Source organism: Alcaligenes sp. YSL9 (assembly GCF_030515105.1).
Lineage (GTDB): Bacteria > Pseudomonadota > Gammaproteobacteria > Burkholderiales > Burkholderiaceae_B > Alcaligenes > Alcaligenes phenolicus.
The window spans coordinates 1,762,446-1,777,488 of sequence record NZ_JALXJU010000001.1 but is presented as its reverse complement, the minus strand read 5'-3'; the positions used below and the strand labels follow the sequence as shown (position 1 = coordinate 1,777,488).

Genomic DNA, 15,043 nt, shown 5'->3' with positions numbered 1-15,043 from the left:
ATAACGCGGGCGATGTTATCTACAAGGGTAGCGAAGTAGCGACCCAGACCGATGGCTTGAGCTTTGCGGGTAACACTGGCAGCACCATCGCCAAGACCTTGGGCGATAACACGCCATTGACCATTTCAGGTGAGTTGGCCGAAAGCGAAGAGTCCACGGGTGCGAACCTGCGTGTTGATAGCGACGGCAACAAGCTGAACCTGGTCATGGCTCAGAACCTGACGGATCTGAACAGCATTACCATCAACAACGGTGGCCCGGTGATCAACGGCAGTGGCATCAATATGAACGGCAAGAAGATTACCAATCTGGAGGCTGGCACGGATGACAACGATGCGGTGAACGTGTCGCAGTTGAAGGATGTTGAAGAGGTTGCCAACGCAGGCTGGAACATCAGTGCCAATGGTGGTGCCACAGAAAATGTGAAACCAGGCGCATCGGTGGACTTCAGCAATGCGGACGGCAATATCAACATCACACGTGATGGCACGGATCTGGCCTTCAACCTGAACAAGGATATTGATCTGGGTACGGAGGGCAGCCTGAAGACGGGTAACGCCTTGGTCAATAACGACGGTCTGACTGTAGAGGATAGTGCAGGTAACAAGACCTCCACGACTGCGGCGGGCACCACGGTCAGCAATGCCGCCGGTGACACGACTACCGTAGGCGCAGGTTCGATCACGGTGGCAGATGCGGCCGGTAACAGCACGGCTATCGGCAGCACGCAGGTCGTGGTGGGCGGAGCAAACCCGGTCACGATCAATGGTGATACCGGCCGAATCGGCGGACTGACCAATCTGACTTGGGATCCGGACAACTACACCAGCGGTCAGGCGGCCACCGAAGATCAGCTCAAGCAAGTCAATGACGTTGCCAGCGCTGGCTGGAATGTGACCGATGCGGATGGCAATAGCGCCAATATTGGCCCGAACGGCCAGGTTGCCTTTGTCGGTGACAAGAATGTCACGGTTGAGCAGACTGGCACCGATGATTCCGGACAGGTTGAAGTCAAGCTGAACAAGGACATTGATCTGGGAGCAGATGGCAGCCTGAAGACCGGCGATACCGTCATCAACAACGCAGGGGTTGCAGTAGGAAACGACGTACACCTGGGTAACACCGGCCTGACCATCAGCAATGGCCCGAGCATCACCCTGGCTGGCATCAACGCAGGTGATATGCGCATCACCAATGTTGCCGCTGGTCGCAATCCGACGGATGCCGTCAATTATGGTCAGCTCCAGCCTATCGAGTCCTTCATTGGTCTGGATGGAAACGGCTCGTTTGCCTACAACGGTGGCCAGCACTCCTCCTTGAAAGATGTTCTGGACAGCATGCACTGGAATGTTGAAGCACCGACGGATGGCAAGGAAGGCGGCAATACCGGTGGTTCCAACGGCAATGGTTCCGGCTCCACAGGTGGTGGCAATAATGGCTCCGGTGACGGCACGCCTATCCACAATGGCAACACGGTGGGCTTTGTTGAAGGGGACAACATCGTTATCTCCAAGACGGACCGGGTCAATGATGCAGGCCAGACCGTTGGCGCTGATATCAAGGTGTCGGTGTCCCAGGATCTGAAGGTCAATTCCATTACGGCAGTGAATGTTCAGGCCGATGAAATTCAGATCAATAACGGTGGTCCGATCATCAACGAGAACGGCATCAATATGTCCGGCAAGCACATCACCAATGTGGCGGCGGGCGTGAATGACACCGATGCGGTCAACGTAAGCCAGTTGAATCAGGTGGCGGGCAATCTGCAAGGTCAGATCAACAATATTCGCCACGATATCAATCGTCTGGATAACCGCTTAAGTGCAGGTGTGGCGGCCGCGATGGCAACAGCGTCTCTGCCCCAGGCTTACTTGCCGGGCAAGCACATGATGTCCATGGCCGGCGGTACCTGGCGTGGAGAGTCCGGTATGGCCATTGGTTTCTCCGGTATTACCGATAACGGTAAGTGGGTTTACAAGCTCTCGGGCAATACCACCTCGCGCGGTGATTACGGTGGTGCCGTGGGTATTGGTTATCAATGGTAAGTCGGCCCTGACTCTATGGTGCATCGGCGCATTGGCGCCGATGCACAGCACACACTTTTGAAGGAATTCAGATCATGAAGAAAAATTGGTTTGGGGCTGCTTTGCTGGGCAGTCTGGTGCTTGCTGGTTGCGGAACCTTGAGTCAGGTGGACTCGGAGGGCCACACGGAAAACCCGGTGTTTCCGGAAGTGGATAAAGCGACTTTCCACACGGGCTCTTACCCGAATATCGACAATCTGCGTCAGGTCCGGGAAGGCGTGACTCGCGATCAGCTGTATGACCTGCTGGGTCGTCCGCACTTTGCCGAAGGCTTCAAGGTTCGCGAGTGGGATTACCTGTTCCACTTCAACACGGCACAGGGCATCAAGACTTGTCAGTTCAAGGTGCTGTTTGATCAGGACAAGCTGGGTCGCAGCTTTTACTGGAAGCCTAGTGAGTGTGCTTCTGTTCTGGATGCGGCGCCGAAAACCACAACCATTCAGCCATTTTCGCTTTCCGGGGACGTGGCCTTTGCGTTTGGCAGTGCGACCTTGACCAGCGCCGGTCTGAGCACGATTCGTGATATTGCCGGCCAGCTCAAGCAAATGTCCGACATCGAACGGGTGACGGTTTCCGGCCATACAGATCGGATTGGAAGTGCGGCATCGAATCAGCGCTTGTCGCAACAACGTGCCCAGACGGTGCGACAGGCCTTGTCCGCCCAGGGCATTCCAGCCGCCGCAATTGTGACGCAAGGCTTTGGTCAGGACCGTCCACTTGTGCAGTGTGATCAGCCCAATCGCAGTGATTTGATTGCCTGCCTGGCACCGAATCGTCGGGTCGATATCGAAGTTCAAGGCCAACGTTAAGTTGGATGCGGCAACCAGGCACACACCCGTCTTGGCCGGGTGTGTGCCGTGATCGAGAAAACAATGAATATTCTGCACAAATTAGCGGTGTTGATTCTGGCTGGTGGCCTGGCTGCTTGTCAGCAAACCATGCCTCGTCATATTTCCGAACCTGTAGATCCAGCACCGCCTGTCATGCAAGGCGCGGGTGGTTCGACCAATGCCAGCACGGCGGCACCGACGGCCTCACGTGCCCAAGCTCAAACTGTTATTACCCTGCATTTGGCGCAAGAGAAAGCAGAAGCGCCCTTGGTGGCCGTGGATGTGGGGGGGACCTCGCTGTATGCGCTGCCCCAGCCTGTTTTGACGCAATCCGATCTGCACCGCGTCACGCCAGTAACCACTCAGGATCAAGGTACGTTTTTGCTACTGGAGATGAACCAGAACGGCATTAGCAAACTGCGCAGTGTCACGGCTCAGGCACGAGGGCATTATCTGCTCTTGAGTGTGCAGGGGCAGTTGGTCAGTGTGGCTCGTATCAGTGAAACGATTTCTGATGGGCGTTTGCTGATCGGAACCCAGAACGCCCAGCATACACAGGCCATTATTAAATTGATGCAGGGTGGTCGGTGATAACAGGACTGCGTATCGCGCCCTATGTATGATTTTGATGTGGTTTTTCTCCTGATTGCACAGCCTGCATCATCGCGTGTGGGCGATATGCTGGCCCTGCATGATTATTTGGCCGGCTCCGGGGTGTGCACGACGGTAGCAACCAGTCCTACAGACCTTGCCACTTTCGGAAAGCGCTTGCGCATTCTGATTATTGACGGGGAGGGCGAGAGCGCGTTTGATGTGTACGCCGTTATTTCCGCGATGCGGCAGCTGGATAATGTTGGCATTCTGTTTCTGGCCGATGAGTCCCCCTTGTCCAGTGAGCGTGCTATGTATGCAGGGGCTGACGTTTGCTTGCCTGCCCGTACCGCTTACTCTGCTGTTTTGCGCGCGGTTGTGGAGTTGGGCAGCGCCCGGATACCGGTCCAGGTCAAAGAGGAAAGAGTGGCGACGAAAAGAAAGCGGCAACGTAGAAGGCATTACATTGGCTTGAATCTACGGTCGCGCTTTTCCCGCTAAGCTTGCTGGATCAGCGGGCTTTCAGATCCCGTTTGACATCACTCACAATCAATAAAAAAAAGCCCCGATGCCAAGCAAAGGCATCGGGGCAAAACGTGTGCGTGGTGCGCACGCACACATAGTCAGACGATAGAGAACTATAGATGCACAGCGTTTAAGTCTTACAGGTAAGCCGGAATGCCCAGAGCCGGATCGCTGACACCGTGCTCGCCAAACTCCACGCGGCCAGCGAAACGACGGTAGTAGCTTGGGTCGCTGTTGCTGCGCACCACAAAGTCGTACCAGTGACCGCTGGATTTCAGAACCCAGGATTGCTTGGCTTGCTTGCCTGGTTCCACGGTGACTTCCCATGGGCCGTCTTCGCGGTATGCCATGGACTGGATGGTGAAGGTGCAGGCAGACTGGCCGCCGTTCATCATTTCCAGATAGATGTCGCCCTTGGTCACTTCGTAGCAAACGCGAATTTCTGGACGGGCGGCTTCGGGCTGGCTCAATACGCTGACATCACCACGGAAGTGGCGGTGGAAACCATTCGGGCCCAATACCCACAGGTCGTAGTGCCCCAGATTGTTCGCCTGCACGTCCCACACATCGTCCAGAATCTGGTCGGGAGCGACCATGTAGCGGCGCGGGATACGGTCCAGGTTCAGCTTGTCGTAGACGTGGAAAACAGCGGCGGCTTTACCTGTGTTGGAGAACAGCAGTTGTACGCCTTTTTCACTGTCGCAACGGGCGCTGACGTGCAGTTCGTAAGGCAGGGCACGCGATGGACGCACACCGGTTTGCTGTACGGGAATACGCTGGTTGTCCACGGGCTGAGGCACTTGGGACAAGCGCTCTTGTGCGCTGCGGATGGAGTCGGCTTCCTGACGGCTGCGACGGCCGTTCAAGGTAGGCAGCGGCTCGTCGTTCGGGCTGGCAAAGTTGAAGGCCGAAGTCAGGTCGCCACACACGGCACGGCGGTAGGGGCTGATATTGGGCTCCATCACACCGAAGCGTTCTTCCATGAAGCGGATGACGGATGTGTGATCAAACACTTGCGAGTTCACCCAGCCGCCACGGCTCCAGGGGGAGATCACGTACATGGGCACGCGCACGCCGGGGCCAAAGACCTTGCCGTCACGGGGGGGCTGGCCCAACAGACCTTTGGGGCTGGGGTAGTTGTAGTATTCGAACGCGATTTCTTCTTCGCTCAAGGACGTTTTGCCTGCGGGCTTGCCGGTGACCGGATCAATGGATGGCGCGGAGGGCGAAGGCACGTGGTCAAAGAAGCCGTCGTTCTCGTCAAAGTTGACCAGCAGTACGGTCTTGCTCCAGACCTCGGGGTTGGCTGTCAGAGCATCCAGCAGTTCCTGGGTGTACCAGGCACCTTGCACCGGGCTTGATGGGCCTGGGTGTTCGGAGTAATTGGCGGGCGCCACCACCCAGGAGATCTGGGGCAGATTGCCTTCTTCTACATCTTTACGCAGCTGGCCAAAGAAACCGCCATCGGGCATGGTGTTAGCGATGCCTTTGTACAGCGGGTTGCCCACATCATCCGAAGGTTCGTAAGGGGTGTTGGTTGGCTTGCCGGACTGCTCATTGGCGCGGCGATATTGCTTGAAACCTGCCAAGGAGTTGTCGGTGAAGTTGTCAGGCAGGTTCTGGTACACCTTCCAGCTGATGCCGGCTTCTTCCAGACGCTCGGGGTAAGTTTTCCACTCGTAACCCAGTAGCGAGGGGCCCAGGCTGTCCCAGGCGTTGTTCACCGTACATTCGCCGCTGCCCGAGGGCCCATTGGTACCGGTCCACAAGAACATGCGGTTCGAGTTCGTGCCCGTGTGCATGGAACAGTGGTAGGCATCGCACAGGGTGAAAGCATTGGCCATGGCGAACTGGAAGGGCACTTCGGCTTCGCGATAAAAGCCCATGGAGTGGCGGTTCTTGTGCTTGGGCCAGAAAGCCATGCGGCCGTGGTCCCAGGCCGCCTGACCGTCCGACCAGGAGTGCGGGGTGCCGTTGACACGCTGGGCATTCCCTTTGGTGCTGTCCAGGTGATAAGGCATCACGGTTTCGGTCGAGCTGACATTTTGCTGCCAGACGTTGCGGCCATTGGGCAGTGGAATGGTGAAGCGGTCACCAAAACCACGTACGCCTTTCAGGGTGCCGAAGTAGTGATCAAAGGAGCGGTTCTCTTGCATCAGAACCACAATGTGCTCTACGTCCTTGATGGTGCCCGTCTTGTTATTGGCCGGGATGGCGAGCGCCTTGCGGATGCTGGGAGGAAAGGCGGCCAGAGAGCCGGCTGCCAGGCTGGCACCCGTCATGTTGCGTAGGAATGTGCGGCGTGAAGTCATTGTGCTTAATCTCTTAATCAATCAAGGGGCGCATTTGAGTTGCGGCGCAGGTTCTGGAGTGGGCTTGCCCGGTTCGGTCGGTCCTTCCGGCGAGCCGGTGTCATCCGAACCGCTACCGCCGCCGCTACCGCAGGCAGCCAGCAGCCCGCAGAACATCAGCAAGACAGATGCGCGTTTGAGGCGCTCGAAGGTAAGTGAGGTGTTCTTGGGAGTCATGAAAAGTCCTTGCGTGGCGATCAGGGTTGGAGGCTGGACAAAGGTTGGCGAGATTCATAGATGCTGGTCAGCTCGTCCGTGCTCAGGGCACGATCCCAGATGGCCAGCTCGCCAAAGTCCATGTTGATGTCGCTGCGTCCCCAGCGTTTGTAGTACTGGCCGGTAACGTCTTCGTTCAAGCCCAGTTCACCCGTGCCAGTGCCGCCCAGGGCCTGGATCGTGCGGGCTTCCAGGGCTACGGAGCTAAATTGCGCCCCTTTCTTGGGGTCGAATACGTGGCCCAGCATCCGGCCATCTGTCTTGTCGATCACGACGGCAACATAAGCCCACTCGTTGGGTGTGACGTTGTAGCCTTGGCTTTCATTACGGCCACCGCCGTAGCCGGTGTTAAAGCGGATATCGCAGCCACCGGAATTGAATAGGCCCAGTGCAAAACCGGCGGTGTTGCCCGAGTCGTAGTTCTTGTTGGCCATGATGGAAGCGCCGTAACCCTGGCAGTTGTCGGGGGTGCGGAACCAGAAGCCGATGGTCATTTTGGGCACGCTGCTCAGGGAGAACAGGTCGCGGCTCATGGCCAGGCGGTAGCCTCGGTTGCCATTGGCATCAACATTGCTGCCCAGGATGCGCAGGCCGCCTTTGGCGGTGCTGGGGTCCAGGAAGTCGGCGGCAATCAGCTGGCCGGCGGGCACGGATGGGGTGGAGGTTTGCAGGCTGCTGCCACCTTTGCTATCGGTAAAGGGCTGGGCGTTGAAGGTGTAGTAGCTTTGCAGGCCGTTTTTCAGGGTGTCAGCCAGTTTGGGTGGGGGTTTGTAACCTACTTCTGCTTTCAGGGCGGACGCTGCCTTGCCTGTCTGGATCGAGTAGTAGAGCGAGTAGATCTGCTCGGTGTCCGAGGTGGGCATTGGGTCGGAGTACTGGGTTGTGCCGGCAGGCAGGGTAGCGATCAGCTTGCCGTCGCGCATGACCTGAATTTCCTGCGAGGCGTCACCATCCAGTACCCATTTCAGGTCCACCATGTTCTTGTCGGCGGGTTTGCTGAAGGACACGTTGCGCACACGAGTTTCAGCTTGCAGTGGTGAGCCACGGAAGCGGTACTGTTCGCTTTGGATGCCCAGGTGGGACAGCACGGTGGGGGCAATGTCGATGACAGCCGCCAGGGTGTTCATGTCCGTCGTGCTGGTCACGGCGCTGTCAACGGCTGGCAAGGAGGCCAGTGTCTTGTTGGTGGCGATGAAGCTGGTCTTGTTGCGGTTGAATTGCGAGCCAGTGGTGCCGCCAAATTCGTCCAGACCATAGCTGGTGGTCAGAATGACCAACCAGTCTTCCGAAGCGTCTGCCTGCTTGCGTTTTTCGATCAGGGCAAACAGTTTGTCCACGGAGGCCAGCGAGGCTTGCACGGCTTGCTGGTAGGCCTGGCCACCCAGGCCACCCTGGGATGCGGCACGGGCGGGAGCCTGGATCTGGGCCAGAATCAGGGATTTGCCTTGCTGCAGGTATTTTTCGGTTTGCTCGCTGACACAGCTGTCGGAATCGGTGCAGTTGGCCGCTTCGACGATGCGTCCGGCCTGCAGGTCTTCACCCAGCAGCTTGCGGTAGTCGGCGGCGCTCAGGGCCATGGCGGCCTGGGGCTGCTTGTCAGCCAGGGCTAGCAGGGTGGGGGCGCTCAGTGTGGGAGCGGCAGTGCCTACGCCACGCAGGCCGTGCTGGTCTGCCCAAACGCCGGTGATCAGGGAGGCCCAGCCAGGGACGGGCAGGGTGCGTTGTTCGCTGCTGGTGCCGACATAGCCGCCGGTTTGTGCGGGGGCGATGGTCAGTGATTTCAGGGCGGGGTGCTGGCCGGCCTGACGGGCTTGCAACAAGGCTTCGTAGCTCAAACCGTCGATGGTGACGATCAGTGCTTTTTTGCCACCCAGGGCCTGGGGTTTGTCGCCGGGTTCAACGGTAGGGGGTTCCGGGTCCACGCCAGGACTGGTGGAGCCATCATTGCCGCCGGAGCCACCACTACAAGCACTTAGCAGCAGGGCCATGGACAGAGTAAGCCCGGCTTGCTGCATGCGCTGCAATGTCGGGGACTTGGGAAGACGGGGAGAGAAGGTCATACAGCCACTCGTGTAGAAAAGTGAAAAGAGAGGCCAGACTGTGCGTGGGGGTGGGCTGCTCAGTTGGCATCGGATCAGGACTGCGGGCAGTGTAGGAAGGGCGTATGACTGCCCTGTGAACGGATCAGCAAATCCGCCGATGATTGGATTGTGTTTTATGTGAAGGGTCGGGCGGGGGTGGGAGCAGGGGGGCTCAAGGGCTGTCTGGCTGCGGCTTGGCAGGCATATGGCGGCTTGATGGATGGTTTGTTACGGTGGCGTGGTTTGGCGGGGTTTTAGGCGTTTTTTTATGCTTTAGGCTCAAAGTTGTTGTTGTTGTTGTTGTTGTTGTTGTTGTTGTTGTTGTTGTTGTTGTTGTTGTTGTTGTTGTTGTTGTTGTTGTTGTTGTTGTTTGCTGAGCTTGAAGGTGGAGCAGGCTTGGGGGCGTTGGTTGCTGCAGAGTGGGGGGCCTGAGGCATTCTTCGTAGGGCGCTGCTCGGGGTGCCGGCACAGGGGTGCGGGGCGGACCACTTGCCGACGCTGCGCGTCGGTGCCCTTGGCAGAGTGACAATCGGGGCGCAGCCTGAACTCGCCCGGTGGTTTGTCCCCCGGACAAACCACAAGCGTCGGGCTCAAGCAGCAGGCTGCTCGCATCCCCGATCGTCACTCCGCCTGCGGCAAGTGGTCTGACTCGCCCCGCGCCCCTGTGCCGGCACCCCGAGCAGCTCTCAATGGCTTCGAGAGTGAGGTCGGGAATCGTTGTTTGGGTGGAGTGCTGGTTTGAGTTGTGATGGGGCAGGATCGTTGTTCGGGCTGACTTTAAAACCGTCCGGGGGGAGGGCGTCATGTCACCCCGTCAGTTCGAACCCAGAGTCGAGGCGAGTGGAGATGGTGAACGGAGGGGGGTGCCGTTGGGCCGCTAAAGATAGTGGTCAGCTAGCTAGAGCAGCCAACTCAAGCGGCTCTTGCTGGAAACATCGAGAGATTGAGGATGAACAATTTCTACAGCGCGCTTGGCGAATGTATGGGGAATGCCAGCATGGTGGGTTCGCTCAGTCCTGTCAGGGCTTGGATGACTTTTTGGGCTTGGTCCACGGGGGCGCTGCTGATGAAGGCGCTGTTGCCTGCCTGGGCTTGTGTGTTCAGGCAGTTGGCCTGCTCCAGGCGACGGTGCACTTGCGCGGCGACGGCAAAGGACGGTTCCAGGATATGGAAGCGCGAGCCGCTGATGGCTTCGATTGTGGGACGCAGAAAGGGGTAGTGTGTGCAGCCCAGGACCAGGGTATCGGCCTGGCTTTGCAGGGCGGGGGCCAATCGTTCTTTGAGTTCTGCTTCGATTTCCGGGCCTGACAGTTGCAGGGCCTCGACCCGGTCGGCTAGCCCTGGACAGGGAATGCGTATGACTTCCACGTCGCTGGCATAGCGGTCAATCAGGCTTTGCAGGCCGCTGCTGTCCAGGGTGCGGCTGGTGGCCATCAGGGCGACGCTACGGCTACGGCTCAAGGTGGCAGCGGGTTTGATGGCGGGTTCGATGGCGATGATGGGGATGGAAAGCCTGGAGCGCAGGGCGGGGGCGGCTACCAGTGTGGCGGTGTTGCAGGCGATGACTAGCGCCTTGCAGCCCTGGTCTACCAGCAATTGAGTCATTTGCAGGGTACGCTCCACAATCCATTCGGGGGATCGGTCTCCGTAGGGAGCGTATTGGGAATCGGCCAGGTAGAGCAGATGCTCGTTGGGCAGGGATTGGCGCAGGGCACGCCAGATGGACAATCCACCCACGCCCGAATCAAACACGCCAATAGGGGCTTGTGCAAAAACGGCGGGGTGGGATGGACTCATGGCGCTGAACGATGCTTGTGGGGCAAAAATTCTATTATGGCGCTTTTGTCGTGTTTGGAGCAGAGGCTACAGCCTGGTTTACAGCGGCTGTCTTCTTTAGGCCCTGTTCCAGGTCTTGGTTGGTGTGTGGGGCGGTCTTTCCATGACCGCCCTGTTGCTGCGTTCAAGCCAGGTTCTTCAGGACGCCTCCCACTGCATCGAAGAGTGAGTTGAGTTGCTCGGGGGTAGAGGTAAAGGTGGGGCCAAATTGCAGGGTGTCGCCACCAAAGCGTACGTAAAAGCCCTGTTTCCACAGTTGCAGTCCCGCTTCAAAGGGGCGGATGGCGGGGTCGCCATTCCGTGGGGCGAGCTGGATGGCACCTGCCAGGCCGCAGTTGCGGATGTCGATGACATTCGGGCTGTCGCGCAGCTGGTGCAGGGCTTGTTCAAAATGCGGAGCCAGTTCAGCGGAGCGTTGCAACAGATTGTCCTGTTCCAGCAACTCCAGGGCAGCCAGTCCGGCGGCGCAGGCGACGGGGTGGGCAGAGTAGGTGTGCCCGTGGCTGAATTCCACGGCGTGCAGTGGCAAGTCCTGGCCCATGAAGGTTTGGTAGATTTCCTTGCTGGCAACGACCGCGCCCATGGGGATGGCACCGTTGGTCAATTGCTTGGCCATGGTCATGATGTCGGGGGTGACGCCAAAGTATTCGGCCCCGGTATAGGTTCCCAGGCGGCCCAGGCCGGTGATGACTTCATCAAAGACCAGCAGAATGTTGTGCTGGTCGCAAATCTGGCGCAGGCGTTGCAGGTAGCCGGTAGGTGGCACCAGTACGCCTGCCGATCCGGAGACGGGTTCGACAAACACGGCGGCGATGGTGCTGGCATCGTGCAGTTCGATCAGTTTCAGCAGTTCGTCGGCCAGGGCAAGGCCCCCTGTTTCGGGCTGGCCGCGCGTGAAGGCGCAGTCTGCTTGCAGTACGTGGGGCAGGTGGTCGGCATCCATCAGTTGCCCGAACATCTTGCGATTACCGCCTATGCCTCCCAGGCTGGTACCGGCCACGTTCACGCCGTGGTAGCCACGAGCACGGCCAATCAAACGAGTCTTGGTCGCCTGGCCTTTGATGCGCCAGTAGGCCCGCACCATCTTGACGACCGTGTCGGTACATTCAGAGCCGGAGTTGGTAAAGAAAACGTGATCCAGTCCCTCGGGGGTGTATTGCGTCAGTTTGTCGGCCAACTGAAAAGCAGCGGGGTGTCCAAACTGAAAGGCGGGAGAGTAGTCCAGTTGCCCGAGTTGACGATGCACGGCGGCCTGGATTTCATGGCGAGCATGTCCGGCACCACAAGTCCAAAGCCCGGACAGGCTGTCAAAAATCTGGCGGCCATCCTGATCGTAGAGCCAGTTGCCTTCGGCTTTGACGACCAGGCGCGGGTCCTGCTGGAAGTATCGGTTCGCGGTAAAGGGCATCCAGTGGGACTGGAGATTGAGTTCACTGGCAATCTGCTGTGGCGCAAAGTAGGGTGAGTTCATGGTGGTCTCCTCAAGGCGGTGAATACCCCCAGTGTAGGCAGCTAAGTTGTTGAGTAAAATACGTTTTTATTTAACTTCACTTATTGTTTTACTCACCTATATGCAACTCAAGGGACTCTTGCAGGTTTCTGATTTTGATTTGCGTCTGCTGCGTGTGTTCCGAACGGTGGCGCAAGTGGGCAGCTTTTCGGCTGCGGAAGGCGTGCTGGGCATTACACGTTCGGCCATCAGCTTGCATATGAGCGATCTGGAAAAACGTTTGGGTGGAATCCGGCTGTGTCAGCGCGGCCGGGCGGGTTTTGCCTTGACGGAAGAAGGGCGACAGGTATTGCGGGCCAGTGAAACCTTGATGGCTGCGGTGGAGAATTTCCGCAGTGAGGTGAACCAGCTGCATTCCAGTTTGCGGGGGGGCTTGAATATAGGCTTGATGAATAGCCTGATCTCGCAGCCTCATATGCACATCACCTCGGCCTTGCGTGCCTTGCGCCAAAGCAGTGAGGCGGTGCGCGTCCATATCAGCATGAGTACGCCGGGCGAGATTGAGCGTGGTTTACTGGATGGCCGCTTGCATATGGGCGTGCTGCCTGAAACCAATGCCTTGAGCGGGCTGGAATATCGCACGCTTTATGCCGAACCTTATTTTCTGTATTGCTCCTGGGAGCATCCTTTGTTTGCCGCGGTGCAAAAAGGGACAGTGTCTCAGGAAGCCTTGCGCCGGGCTGCGGCCATTGCGCCTGCTTATCGCATGAGCCCGGAGGCGATCGGACAACACCAGGATCTGAATTGTGTTGCCACAGCCAGTGACCGGGAAGGAATCGCCTTTTTGATTTTGACGGGGGAGTACATCGGTTTCTTGCCCGAGCACGTGGCGGCTCGCTGGGTAGAGAAGGGCCAGATGATTGCGGTGGACCCGCAGCAGCGTCAGTTCACGATTCCCTTGTCCTTGGCCATGCGTAAGGACAGGCGTGCACACGCGATTGTGGATTATTTTCTGGGCCTGCTCGATAACGAGGCTCAAAACTGAGGCGGCCAGCAAGGGCTGGCCGCTAGTGAGGGAGCGTCTGCTTGACCTGGTCAGGCTCGGTGCCACAACAAGGTGCCCACTCCCAATTTGCCGGCGACTACCACGGGGTCACGGGTGATCAGTTCCAGAGCGCCTTGCGTAAAGCGCGCCAGTCGTGGCTGGGGAACCCCTACCCAATCGGGGTACAGGGACATATCAACAAAGTGGGTAACGCACTGGGTGGCCTCATCCACTTCAAACGTCCCAGCGTAGGCCAGATACGTATCCAGTAGCGATTGACAGCTGTCTTGTACTGTTCGGGTGCTGCTGCCCAGTTGTGCCCCTACATAACCTGTTTCTGTATAGATCAGCTGACCGATAGGATTAGGCCCCAGTCCGGGATAGCTGGGCGAGCCATCTTCCGGGACAAAATCAAAGGACACCAATTGCCAGACACCGATCAGCTTGCTACGTAAGGTATGGGCCATCAAAAACTCCTGAATAGACAGTGTTGTTGCGTTATGTAACTGAGTCATCGTGCTGTCTTTTCGTTTGTTATTCAATGACTTGCCTATTCTTATTTTCTATCGTCAGGCACTACGCTTCATGACTTTTTAAGTGGCAATGGTCGGCATAAATTACCCAGTATTTCCAGCGCGTGATCGCTGTGTTCTGTCCACGGATGGCCAAAGTTAAGACGCAGGCAATGGCTGTAATTCTGGGTAGTTGAAAAGATGGAGCCTGGTGCCAGACTGATGCCTTGTGACAGGGCCAGGCGATGCAGTTCCAAGGTCTGCACACTTTTTTCCAGCTCTACCCACAGGAAGTAGCCGCCCTCGGGGCGGGTGGCCCGAGTTCCTGCGGGGAAGTAGCGTCCCAAGGCTTTGGAGAACTGCGCATACTGGTTTTTTAGTTGAGTGCGTAAACGGCGCAGGTGTTGCTCGTACGCACCTTTTTCCAGGTAGCTGGCCAGGGCCAATTGGGTGGGCACGGGAGACGTCAGGGTAGTGGTCAGTTTGGCCTGGGCGACTTCACGTATATAGCGTCCCGGCACAGCCCAGCCGATGCGATAGCCGGGTGCCAGGGTTTTGGAAAAAGAGGAGCAGTGCATCACCAGTCCCTGACGGTCAAAGGCTTTGGCGGGGCGGGGGCGCTCCGTGTCGAAGTACAGTTCGCCGTAAACATCGTCCTCGATCAAGGGGATTTCATAGCGGGCCAGCAGCTCGACCAATTGGGCTTTTTTCGCATCGGGCATCAGGCTGCCCAGCGGGTTCTGGAAGTTGGTCATTAGCCAGCAGGCTTTGGGGGCGTGATGTTTGATCGCGTGTTCCAGCGCTTCCAGATCAATGCCTTCACGCGGGTGGGTGGGCACTTCCAGTGCTTGCAGCTTCATGCGTTCCAGCGATTGCAGCGCGGCATAAAAGGTGGGCGATTCCACCAGCACGATGTCACCCGGTTGAGTTACCGCTGCAAGACATAGGTTCAGCGCTTCCAGAGCTCCGTTGGTAATCACAATATCGTTGGCATTGATGGCCATGCCTTGAGCCAGATAGCGCAAGGCAATCTGGCGACGCAGGGGAGCGTGGCCTTGGGTCAGATCGTCCACGCTGGCCCAGGGATCTTGCTGTTTCAGACTGGCAGACAAGAAGCGGCCCAGGCGTTCCAGAGGAAAGAGCACAGGGCTGGGGAAAGCGGAGCCTAAAGGCGCTACGGAGCGCTCTGAACTGGATTGCAGGATCGCCATGATCAGGTCGCTATTGTTGACGCTGGTCGCTTGCAGCGGTGGCTGGGAGGCCGTGTCCGCCTCCAAGGTATGAGGCGCCAGGCTGGAGCAGACGTAGTAGCCCGAACGAGGACGCGCCTTGATCAAGCCTTGTGCTTCCAGTCGGTAATACGCCTGGAAAATCGTCGAGGCACTGATCTTGTGCTTATCCATCAATTGACGCACAGAGGGCATGCGCTCGCCTGCGGCAACTGTGCCGTCAAGAATGGCCTGGGCTAGTTCCTTGGCCAGCGTCTCGTACAGTTTCATGTCCTTCTGTGCTCCATCTGATA

The 15,043-nt window shown here is 57.9% G+C and carries 13 protein-coding genes; 5 read left to right on the top strand and 8 right to left on the bottom strand.

Translation table 11 applies throughout. The annotated features are described in order from the left end of the window. From M2Q46_RS08190 to M2Q46_RS08175, 4 genes are all read left to right on the top strand, one after another. A partial coding sequence (locus M2Q46_RS08190) for a YadA family autotransporter adhesin (protein ID WP_302357032.1) occupies window positions 1-2,045 on the top strand: 2,045 nt, incomplete at its 5' end. 74 nt (window positions 2,046-2,119) lie between these two features. Then, window positions 2,120-2,893 (top strand): OmpA family protein, encoded by a 774-nt coding sequence (locus tag M2Q46_RS08185; RefSeq protein WP_035271960.1) that lies wholly within the window; start codon window positions 2,120-2,122, stop codon window positions 2,891-2,893. 63 nt (window positions 2,894-2,956) lie between these two features. Next, on the top strand, window positions 2,957-3,505 hold the full coding sequence (locus tag M2Q46_RS08180) for a hypothetical protein (protein ID WP_035272160.1): 549 nt from the start codon (window positions 2,957-2,959) through the stop codon (window positions 3,503-3,505). 24 nt (window positions 3,506-3,529) lie between these two features. Next, the gene (locus M2Q46_RS08175) at window positions 3,530-4,006 is read left to right on the top strand and encodes a hypothetical protein (RefSeq protein ID WP_035271962.1); all 477 of its coding nucleotides are present in this window, start codon (window positions 3,530-3,532) and stop codon (window positions 4,004-4,006) included. A gap of 161 nt (window positions 4,007-4,167) precedes the next feature. Here the strand turns inward: M2Q46_RS08175 and M2Q46_RS08170 are convergent, their stop codons facing one another. The 6 genes from M2Q46_RS08170 to M2Q46_RS08145 all read right to left on the bottom strand — a co-directional run bounded on the left by M2Q46_RS08170 (window position 4,168) and on the right by M2Q46_RS08145 (window position 11,985). After that, the gene (locus tag M2Q46_RS08170) at window positions 4,168-6,342 is read right to left on the bottom strand and encodes a phosphocholine-specific phospholipase C (RefSeq protein WP_060186993.1); all 2,175 of its coding nucleotides are present in this window, start codon (window positions 6,340-6,342) and stop codon (window positions 4,168-4,170) included. Window positions 6,343-6,363: 21 nt separating this feature from the next. Beyond that, window positions 6,364-6,558 carry a hypothetical protein gene (locus M2Q46_RS08165; protein ID WP_035271967.1) on the bottom strand — a complete coding sequence of 65 codons (195 nt, stop codon included), beginning with the start codon at window positions 6,556-6,558 and terminating at the stop codon, window positions 6,364-6,366. Between the two features lie 20 nt (window positions 6,559-6,578). Further along, window positions 6,579-8,657, bottom strand: a complete 2,079-nt coding sequence (locus tag M2Q46_RS08160) for a LamG-like jellyroll fold domain-containing protein (protein ID WP_302357031.1) — start codon at window positions 8,655-8,657, stop codon at window positions 6,579-6,581. A gap of 300 nt (window positions 8,658-8,957) precedes the next feature. Further along, window positions 8,958-9,272, bottom strand: a complete 315-nt coding sequence (locus M2Q46_RS08155) for a hypothetical protein (protein ID WP_302357030.1) — start codon at window positions 9,270-9,272, stop codon at window positions 8,958-8,960. A gap of 366 nt (window positions 9,273-9,638) precedes the next feature. Further along, window positions 9,639-10,475, bottom strand: a complete 837-nt coding sequence (murI, locus tag M2Q46_RS08150) for a glutamate racemase (RefSeq protein WP_302357029.1) — start codon at window positions 10,473-10,475, stop codon at window positions 9,639-9,641. A 163-nt stretch (window positions 10,476-10,638) separates the two neighbouring features. After that, window positions 10,639-11,985 (bottom strand): aspartate aminotransferase family protein, encoded by a 1,347-nt coding sequence (locus M2Q46_RS08145; RefSeq protein WP_302357028.1) that lies wholly within the window; start codon window positions 11,983-11,985, stop codon window positions 10,639-10,641. 100 nt (window positions 11,986-12,085) lie between these two features. Between M2Q46_RS08145 and M2Q46_RS08140 the strand changes: the two genes are divergently transcribed. Further along, on the top strand, window positions 12,086-13,009 hold the full coding sequence (locus M2Q46_RS08140; protein WP_302357027.1) for a LysR family transcriptional regulator: 924 nt from the start codon (window positions 12,086-12,088) through the stop codon (window positions 13,007-13,009). Window positions 13,010-13,059: 50 nt separating this feature from the next. Here the strand turns inward: M2Q46_RS08140 and M2Q46_RS08135 are convergent, their stop codons facing one another. Both M2Q46_RS08135 and M2Q46_RS08130 read right to left on the bottom strand, forming a co-directional pair. Continuing rightward, a complete protein-coding gene (locus M2Q46_RS08135) occupies window positions 13,060-13,476 on the bottom strand; it encodes a lipocalin-like domain-containing protein (RefSeq protein ID WP_035271977.1) in 417 nt (138 codons plus the stop codon). A 116-nt stretch (window positions 13,477-13,592) separates the two neighbouring features. After that, window positions 13,593-15,020, bottom strand: a complete 1,428-nt coding sequence (locus M2Q46_RS08130) for a PLP-dependent aminotransferase family protein (protein WP_226349819.1) — start codon at window positions 15,018-15,020, stop codon at window positions 13,593-13,595. Window positions 15,021-15,043: the final 23 nt, after the last annotated feature.